The organism is Pseudomonadota bacterium, assembly GCA_039714795.1.
In the GTDB taxonomy this organism is placed as follows: Bacteria; Pseudomonadota; Alphaproteobacteria; order JAGOMX01; family JAGOMX01; genus JBDLIP01.
Genome location: JBDLIP010000078.1, coordinates 1 through 8623, shown reverse-complemented (window position 1 = coordinate 8623; position 8623 = coordinate 1). Strand labels below are relative to the sequence as shown.

The following is an 8623-nucleotide window of genomic DNA, read 5'->3' as shown; positions in this document are numbered from 1 at the left end:
CCCTCTTGTTGCCGACTTTTTAGCCGGTGTTTTTTTACATCAAACAGGTACCCGATAACCTATCCTTTTTCAACCCAAGATTGTCCCACAGAATCCGTTCTCTAATTGCACCTGAGTCAAGAACTTTTTTTCCCCTATCCACATCACCATAATTTCAGTAATGTAGAATAGCGTTTCTGCTATCGTCTGGACAAATCGCGGGGGGAGCGAGCCGCGCCTGAGGCGCGCTGGCGAGCGACCCCCTGAGATTTGTCCAGACGATATCTGTCAAGAACCATTTTCAAAAAAAACAACTTTTTTTGGGGAATGCACAGGCATTATGGAGCTATCCGAATATTGGGAGAGGATACTTCAATCTTTCCAGAACAATAACAACAGATGCGACAACCCCCTTTTCAAACCTATCCAGCTCGGCTATGAATGAGAGAGAGCAAAACAACAGTGAACCCCATTATGTCAGATATCACCATTAAGCTAGCAGGCGATCCACAAAAATTAGAGCAAATGGCCAATGCCATACGCTTTCTAGCTATCGATGCTGTGGAAAAAGCGCAATCCGGGCACCCTGGGATGCCGATGGGTATGGCTGATATTGCAACGGTCTTATTTTCTCAGTTTTTGAAGTTCGATCCCACGGATCCTGAGTGGCCTGACCGGGATCGTTTTGTACTCTCTAATGGACATGGCTCGATGTTGCTATATGCTCTTAATTATTTGACCGGCTATGCGGGCATGACTCTTGAGCAGCTCAAAAATTTCAGACAACTGGGCAGCCATACTGCTGGTCACCCCGAAAAAAATCACAGCCTTGGTATTGAAACAACCACAGGCCCTCTAGGGCAAGGTCTTGCTAATGCTGTTGGAATGGCACTGGCAGAACGTATGCTCAATGCAGAATTTGGCAGTTCCGCCTTTGATCATCACACGTATGCTTTTGCAGGCGATGGTTGCCTCATGGAAGGAATCTCCCAGGAAGCCATTTCCCTTGCAGGACACTTACAACTTGGACGATTGATTGTTTTCTTTGATGATAACCACATAACTATTGATGGTTCCACAGATCTCAGCACTTCTGAGGACCAGGAAAAGCGTTTTCAGGCTTCAGGCTGGAATACCCAATCGATTGATGGTCATAACTACCAAGCTATTGCTGAAGCTATTATCAAAGCGCAAAATGATCCCAGACCCTCTATGATTGCTTGTCGTACCACTATTGCCTTCGGAGCTCCTCATAAAGGCGGAACCGCTGGCGCTCATGGTGCCCCGCTAGGGGAAAGTGAAATTGCCGCCACTCGTGCAGCACTGGATTGGCCGTATCCTGCCTTTGAGATCCCTGACCCAATACAAAACGATTGGAAAGCAGTCGGTCATAAAGGAGCGGAAGTGCGCAAAGCTTGGCAGCAGCGCATAGCAGCGATGGATATGGATAAGAGGGAAGAATTGCAACGACGCTTTGCTGAAAACTTGCCAAAAAACTGGCGAACTGCGATGCAAGACCTGATTAAAAATTTTGTCAAAAATACTGAACGACAGGCAACGCGGCAACTTTCACAAACTGTATTGGAAACTCTGACCAGTAGCATTCCAGAAATGGTGGGGGGATCAGCCGACTTAACTGGTTCAAACAATACACGTGCAAAAGATATGGATGTTGTAAACCGCAATGACTTTTCCGGTCGCTATATCCACTACGGCATTCGCGAACACGCTATGGCGGCAATTATGAATGGCCTGAGGCTCCACGGTGGATTCATGCCCTACGGGGGAACATTTTTAACGTTTAGTGACTATTGCCGGCCAGCCATCAGGTTGGCAGCTTTGATGCAAATCCAAAGTATTTTCGTCATGACGCACGATTCCATCGGTCTGGGAGAAGATGGTCCCACACACCAACCCGTAGAGCATCTGGCGAGTTTGCGTGCTATGCCTGGATTATATGTTTTCCGCCCAGCTGATGGCGTTGAAGTGGCAGAATGTTGGATGCTAGCTGTTGAAAAAACAAACGCTCCCTCTTTGATTGCCCTCACGCGGCAAAAAATTCCGCCACTGCGTACATCGCATTCGCAGGAGAATTTATGCGCAGAAGGGGCTTACCTATTGCGAGCAACAAGCTCTACCCCAAAAGTCACATTGCTCGCAACTGGATCTGAAGTGCACCTTGCCATTGAAGCACAAGCAATTTTAGAAAGTGAAGGAGTTGCAACAACTGTGGTTTCTATGCCTTGTTGGCGCCTGTTTGAAGAGCAGCCTGAAGATTATCGTCAAAGTATTTTGCGCCCAGAATCCCTTATAGTTGCTATTGAAGCTGGTTCACCCCTAGGCTGGGATAGGTATGTAGGAGATGATGGGATTGTTTTAGGGATGGATAACTTTGGCATTTCGGCTCCTGCAAGCGATGTTTTTGCAGGATTTGGATTCACGACAGGACATATTGTTGATATTGTTATGGGCAAATTACAACGTACGGGTTGAATCAAGATGTGGAGTTTTGTAGATAGTAAGAGGTGCGCAGTTTACATAGAGTAAATGAGTACTTCGAATGTATCAGAAACCAACAGTTTGATTCAGTTTCAGCAAAGGAGAGAAAAAAATGAGTTTACGCATTGCTATTAATGGTTTTGGTCGTATTGGACGTCTAGTTTTAAGAGCCTTGGCAGAAAAACCACAATCAGCATTTGATGTTGTCGCTCTTAATGATCTGGCAACCATTGAGGACAATGCTCACTTGTTCAAGTACGACTCAATTCACGGCCGTTTTCAAAATGATGTCAAAGTGACAGATCATTCAATCGATGTTGGTCGGGGGCCAATTCAAGTTTTGGCAGAACCAGATCCGAGTCAATTGCCCTGGCAAGAATTAGGTGTCGATTTGGTCATGGAATGTTCTGGTCGTTTTGCAAGCCGGCAAGGAGCGCAAAAACATTTAGATGCCGGTGCTAAAAAAGTTCTCATATCCGCTCCAGCCACCGACGTCGACTTGACTGTGGTTTATGGAGTCAACCACAACCAGCTTACGCCAGGACACAAAATCATCTCTAATGCTTCTTGTTCAACTAATTGTCTAGCCCCCGTTGCGTCGGTTTTGTCTCGCTCTGTCGGCATTGCATGCGGTTATATGACAACAATTCATGGTTATACCGCCGATCAACGACTGGTCGATACGACTCATCCAGACAAACGCCGAGCTCGAGCTGCAGCCCTTTCTATGATCCCGACATCGACAGGAGCTGCACGCGCTGTAGGTCTCGTGCTACCAGAGCTTAAGGGTAAGCTGGACGGTACAGCTATCCGCGTTCCAGTTCCTAATGTCTCGTTGATTGATTTCAGCTTTACTGCCAAAAAGGATACTTCAATCGAAGAGATAAATAACTTGATGCGCCAAGCCGCAAATTCGCAAATGAAAGGTGTTTTGGGTATTGTTGAGGACCCTCTTGTCTCGATTGATTTTAACCATAATCCTTTGAGCGCATCCTTTGACATCAGTCAAACGCAGGTTATGGGCGAACGTTTTTGCCGAGTTCTAGCCTGGTATGATAATGAGTGGGGTTTTGCCAATCGCATGAACGATGTGGCAAATATAATATCTACAATGTAAAAAATAATTTAATTCATAAAAATTAAATATTTGTTAGCTATATTGTTGTCTAATATAATTGTAGGGTGTGTTTTATTATTGAGGTATGATCATGAATGTAAAAGAAATTATGACAGAAAATGTGGATTTGCTCTCACCAGCAGATTCACTCGAGAAAGCGTCACAGTTGATGCGGGATGATGACATAGGAGCAATCCCCGTGCGTGAAGGAGACCGTTTGGTGGGAATGTTAACTGATCGGGATATTGCAGTTCGGGCTGTTGCTGAAGGTAGGGAAGCGTCCTCTGCTCAGGTCAAAGATGCTATGTCTTCTCCAGTTTTATACTGCTATGAAAATGATAGTGTCGAAGAAGTGGGGAGAAATATGGCAAAGAATCAAATTCGGCGTCTTCCGGTACTAAATAAGGAAAAGAGGCTCGTTGGAATGGTTTCTCTTGGTGATCTAGCGTGTAAGGACTCCGGGCACTGTGCTGAAGAAGCACTACGTGTTATTTCAAAACCCGCACAACCGCACTAGTATTTGTAGTTTGCCTGTTCTTGACTCTGGTCTTCGATATGCGAAGTAACCTCCATTTCCTCTCAAGAGAGGATCAGTAAAATCAAGAATAGGTATAAAAAAGGGCTGACTCCCATAAAACAGAGTCAGCCCTTCACCAAAATCTTAGCCGTTTGTCTTATTTGAGTTTTGTTGGTTTGATTTTTTTGATAGTGTTTGCAATTTCTTTACGAGTTGCAACAACAATTCTTAGAAAATCATTGGTTGCTGCCGCCTGAACTTGCTGATTATCACCAAATGTTGGCATAGGCAAAACGAGCATTGACGACATTTCAGAAGTTTGCCGTGTGCTGCCTCCAAAAAAACGTACACGAATTTCATTGGCAATTGTTGATACTTCTGAATTTTCCATATTCAATCCTAATGCGTGGATTTCAATAATTGTCTCTGTATCGTTGTCTATGAACCTGACGTTCGCAGTACCAAGGGGATTCATACTTGGTGAACCAAATCCTTTATAAGTAAAAGGATTTTCTGTTTGTTGCCCGGAAAAGCTAAACATAGGATATTGGGAAGCAAAGCTATTACTGGTTAAAGGGGCGGAAAACCAATTGTTAGTGCTAGGATTTATACCAAAACCAGTCTGACCTGCTTTCATACAAGGTCCTTGCATCCAGGGGTCTTGTATCAACGGACCAGACATCAATCCTTGAGCCATCATACCACCTGTTGGAAATTGCTGGTCAGTCATCCAATTGGGATTCCATTGCGAATTGTTAATCGGAGTTGTGCTATCAAAACCTCCAGGAGCAGTCCAATTACCAGCACCATTAAGTGTCTGACTGTAGCTCATATTTTGTGGAAAACTCGTTGTATTTTGGATCATCTTACTCTCCTTCATAGTTTTTCATTTCGAACACATAGAAACCCTGCTGGCTACCTAGTAGATGCCAAATTACATCAGGTACCTCTTTGTTCCTTAAAATGATGATAAAGATTACCTATTAATATAAAGTTAAGATTGTTTCCTTTATGCTAAGTGAAGATAGCAACCAGTTTCTACTTAAAAGAGTGAAAAGAGCTTTGCAAAAGCAAAATGCAAAGATTTAAAAAAATTCTTTGAAAATGGTTGAAATCCTTTGACTTTTATACAAGTAAGCTTATTTATATAAGCACTATGTTACATTAGTGGGAAGTCAAAACCTCTAGTTTAATGATGTGCTGCAAGCGCGCAGTTTACGTTGGTAAATGAGCACTTCAGGACATCGGAAAAATACTTTTTCCAGACGCCTTGAGTGTACCGGGAAACAGAGGTTTTAATTTTCCTTTAGTATACGGGTAAAAAACAGATCATTAAGGTTTATACTATATGTTTTCTAAGTTAGGTTTGGCAGACAATATCCTCAGCGCAGTAAAAGATGCTGGATATACAGAACCCACTCCTGTGCAGGTTCGCGTCATTCCTGAAATACTGCAAAATAAAGATGTCATTGGTTGCGCTCAAACAGGAACTGGGAAAACGGCTTCGTTTATTTTGCCTATTATTCACAAATTAAGCAAAAGCCGCACGAGAGCCCGTATGCCACGCGCTCTCATACTTGAACCCACCCGCGAATTGGCTATACAAGTTGCCGATACTTTTTTATCCCTGGGAAAGAACTCAAATCTTAAGCATGCTTTACTTATTGGTGGACACTCTTTAGTCGCACAAGAAAAAGAGCTTGCTAAAAATGTAGACGTTCTCATTGCAACCCCAGGGCGGTTGCTTGACCTGATTGAAAGGGGCAAGGTTCTGTTGCTTGGCACTGAACTACTCGTCATCGATGAAGCAGATAGAATGATGGACATGGGATTCATGCCAGAAGTACAAGCTATCGTTTCCAGGCTTTCGCAAAAACGACAAACTTTACTTTTCTCGGCTACTATGCCGCCAGAAATAAAAGATTTGAGCAAGACTTTATTAAAAGACCCGACCGAAATTATGGTTTCACCTCCCGCGCAAACAGCCAAAACGATTAACCAATATTACGCAAAAACGACAAGTAAAAATAAAGGACAAAGGCTGCGTCAAGTTTTTTCCGATCAATCATTTGAAACCATGATTGTTTTTATGAACCGTAAACGTGCTGCTACATCCCTTTTCGTCTCTCTTTTACGAGATAAGCGCCCTGTAGGACTTCTCCACGGCGATTTAACCCAAGCTAAGAGAACAGAAACGTTAAGTGCTTTCAAAAAAGGAGAGATAAAAATTCTGATTGCAAGCAATGTTGCTGCCCGTGGGATTGATGTTGAAAGTCTAGATTGTGTCATTAATTATGATGTTCCACTCAACCCGGAAGACTATGTTCACCGTATTGGTCGCACAGGGCGAGCAGGACAGTCAGGAACTGCTATCACCTTTGTTAGCAAAGAAGACGTTAATGCCTGGGAGCAAATTCAAAAAATCGTTAAGGAAGATATCAAAGAGTATGTTTGGCCGCAGCAAATTCCGAAACCGCAAAGCCCGAAACCAAAGCCAAAGCCTCAAAAGACAACCCCACAAAAAAAGGGAGAGCTCCTAGGATTTGGGGATCACACTCCTGCGTTCATGAAAAATTCACTACCTACCCTTTCTTAAAAAAGTCGAACAAAGCAAGTTGTTGCTTGATTTTTGCACCCATTCCATAGTACTTTCTATGAGTAGAGTGCTTGTCCCCATCGTCTAGACGGCCTAGGACGTTACCCTTTCAAGGTAGAGACACGGGTTCGAATCCCGTTGGGGACGCCAGTTTTTTTAGGTTTGTGCTTGCATCACCTCTTCTCCCCTTCTATAGTTTCCAAGAGTGAATTTAATGTGCGGAGCGTAGCGCAGCCTGGTAGCGCACCACACTGGGGGTGTGGGGGTCGTGGGTTCGAATCCCGCCGCTCCGACCATCAAAAACGTAGGAGTGACTTTACATGGAACAATTTGATCTTGTCTATTTAACTGTAGGTGATATGAAAGAGGCCAAAAAGATTGCCACAGTACTTGTGGAAGAACGGCTTGTAGCTTGTATCAATATCTTTGAAAAAATAACCTCTATTTACAAATGGGGTGGCGAACTTCAAGAAAATGGTGAAGTTGCCATGATCGCTAAAACAACCCGCCCCAATATACCGAGTGTTGTTGAACGCGTTAAAGAATTGCACAGCCATAAAACTCCCTGCATCGTTAGTGCGCCCATCACCAGTGGCAATCAAGAGTACTTGAACTGGGTCTATGAGGCCACTGTATAGTGAGGTTATGGAGGATCATCCGTGCACATTTCTAACAACGTTAAGAAAATCCTTGAAAGGTATGAGTCCGACTCTCCTGGCACAAAAGTTAACCTAGCACGCATCCTTACTCACGGAAAAATGGCAAATACAGGAAAGCTGATTATCTTTCCCGTGGATCAAGGTTTCGAACATGGACCTCGTGCTTTTACAGCAAATTCAGCCGGTTACGATCCCCATTATCATTATCAACTGGCTGTGGATGCAGGAGTGTCAGCATTTGCTGCACCGCTTGGTTTACTGGAAGCAGGAGCTAGCACATATGCAGGCCAGGTCCCCACCATTTTAAAAATCAATAGCTCAAATGGTTTGTCTGTAAAACAAGATCAAGCTTTGACCGCAACGATAGCAGAGGCCCTAAGACTCGGATGCAGTGCGATTGGAATAACGATTTACCCTGGTGCTCAAGAAAGCCTTGAGATGTTTGAAGAAGCAAAAGAGTTGGCAGCTGAAGCCAAATCTTGTGGCTTAGCAGTGATTATATGGTCTTATCCGCGTGGACCCAATATTTCATCTGCGGGAGAAACTGCTCTTAATGTTGTTGCTTACAGCGCTCATATGGCAGCTCTGTTGGGGGCTCACATTATCAAGGTTAAATTTCCTACCTCTTACGTAGAAGACAATGAAACAGCACCCTTTTACCGTGATATACCAGCTGAGCAACCACAAGACCGCATTAAACATATCGTGCAGTCATGCTTTGCCGGCAGAAGACTCGTGGTGTTTTCAGGTGGTACCAAAAAAGACAACGCCAGTGTGCTTAGTGACGCCCAAGCTATCCAAAAAGGCGGAGGCAGCGGCTCTATAATAGGACGCAACATGTTTCAACGCCCAAGAGAAGAGTCCTTGGAACTTTTTGAGCAAATCGTGGATGTATATACCAATTAAGAGTTCAAAAAATTGGCTCTTTTGCGTTTTGAGAGGGTAAGCTGAATTTTTTCTGATCAAAAAGTTCGATACTAACTCCCTCAGTGAAGTAAAAAGCAGCATTATAGGCACCTGCAGATGAAAAGGTAAAATTCGCTTTTTCGTGTGGTATAATATAAGGATAAGTTACCCCAGTCCTTGGAGTTATAATGCGGAGCTATACCAGAGGAAAACCTCTTACCCCAGAAGAGAAGCAGTTTGTAGTGTCGTTGAAAGGTATCTTCTCCAAATGTCAGGGTAGATCGTCCATTCAGATCCGTGTTGAATGACAATTGGGTATCCGAGGCTTATCTGCGATTATGCTTGCAAGT

General features: G+C 43.8%; 7 protein-coding genes and 2 tRNA genes. 8 read left to right on the top strand and 1 reads right to left on the bottom strand.

The genetic code is table 11. From position 1 onward, the window contains the following. Positions 1–420 precede the first annotated feature (420 nt). The 3 genes from tkt to ABFQ95_06155 all read left to right on the top strand — a co-directional run bounded on the left by tkt (position 421) and on the right by ABFQ95_06155 (position 4112). A complete protein-coding gene (gene tkt, locus ABFQ95_06165) occupies positions 421–2472 on the top strand; it encodes a transketolase (protein MEN8237108.1) in 2052 nt (683 codons plus the stop codon). Between the two features lie 118 nt (positions 2473–2590). Then, positions 2591–3595 (top strand): type I glyceraldehyde-3-phosphate dehydrogenase, encoded by a 1005-nt coding sequence (gene gap / locus ABFQ95_06160; protein ID MEN8237107.1) that lies wholly within the window; start codon positions 2591–2593, stop codon positions 3593–3595. 91 nt (positions 3596–3686) lie between these two features. Then, positions 3687–4112: a CBS domain-containing protein gene (locus ABFQ95_06155; protein MEN8237106.1), complete on the top strand. Its 426-nt coding sequence runs from the start codon at positions 3687–3689 to the stop codon at positions 4110–4112. 157 nt (positions 4113–4269) lie between these two features. Here ABFQ95_06155 and ABFQ95_06150 read toward each other — a convergent pair whose 3' ends face one another. Further along, positions 4270–4977 carry a hypothetical protein gene (locus ABFQ95_06150; GenBank protein MEN8237105.1) on the bottom strand — a complete coding sequence of 236 codons (708 nt, stop codon included), beginning with the start codon at positions 4975–4977 and terminating at the stop codon, positions 4270–4272. Between the two features lie 483 nt (positions 4978–5460). Between ABFQ95_06150 and ABFQ95_06145 the strand changes: the two genes are divergently transcribed. The 5 genes from ABFQ95_06145 to ABFQ95_06125 all read left to right on the top strand — a co-directional run bounded on the left by ABFQ95_06145 (position 5461) and on the right by ABFQ95_06125 (position 8273). After that, complete coding sequence (locus ABFQ95_06145) at positions 5461–6708, top strand: DEAD/DEAH box helicase (protein ID MEN8237104.1); 1248 nt, start codon at positions 5461–5463, stop codon at positions 6706–6708. A 73-nt stretch (positions 6709–6781) separates the two neighbouring features. Continuing rightward, positions 6782–6858 (top strand) — tRNA-Glu (locus tag ABFQ95_06140). 69 nt (positions 6859–6927) lie between these two features. Then, a tRNA-Pro gene (locus ABFQ95_06135) sits at positions 6928–7004 on the top strand. A 24-nt stretch (positions 7005–7028) separates the two neighbouring features. Then, a complete protein-coding gene (cutA, locus tag ABFQ95_06130; GenBank protein ID MEN8237103.1) occupies positions 7029–7346 on the top strand; it encodes a divalent-cation tolerance protein CutA in 318 nt (105 codons plus the stop codon). Positions 7347–7367: 21 nt separating this feature from the next. Continuing rightward, the gene (locus tag ABFQ95_06125) at positions 7368–8273 is read left to right on the top strand and encodes a class I fructose-bisphosphate aldolase (GenBank protein ID MEN8237102.1); all 906 of its coding nucleotides are present in this window, start codon (positions 7368–7370) and stop codon (positions 8271–8273) included. Positions 8274–8623 lie beyond the last annotated feature (350 nt).

Coding starts and splice junctions, on each gene's coding strand:
- cutA (MEN8237103.1), top strand. CDS start 7,029: ATGGAACAATTTGATCTTGTCTATTTAACTGTAGGTGATATGAAAGAG.
- tkt (MEN8237108.1), top strand. CDS start 421: ATGAGAGAGAGCAAAACAACAGTGAACCCCATTATGTCAGATATCACC.
- gap (MEN8237107.1), top strand. CDS start 2,591: ATGAGTTTACGCATTGCTATTAATGGTTTTGGTCGTATTGGACGTCTA.
- ABFQ95_06155 (MEN8237106.1), top strand. CDS start 3,687: ATGAATGTAAAAGAAATTATGACAGAAAATGTGGATTTGCTCTCACCA.
- ABFQ95_06150 (MEN8237105.1), bottom strand. CDS start 4,977: ATGATCCAAAATACAACGAGTTTTCCACAAAATATGAGCTACAGTCAG.
- ABFQ95_06145 (MEN8237104.1), top strand. CDS start 5,461: ATGTTTTCTAAGTTAGGTTTGGCAGACAATATCCTCAGCGCAGTAAAA.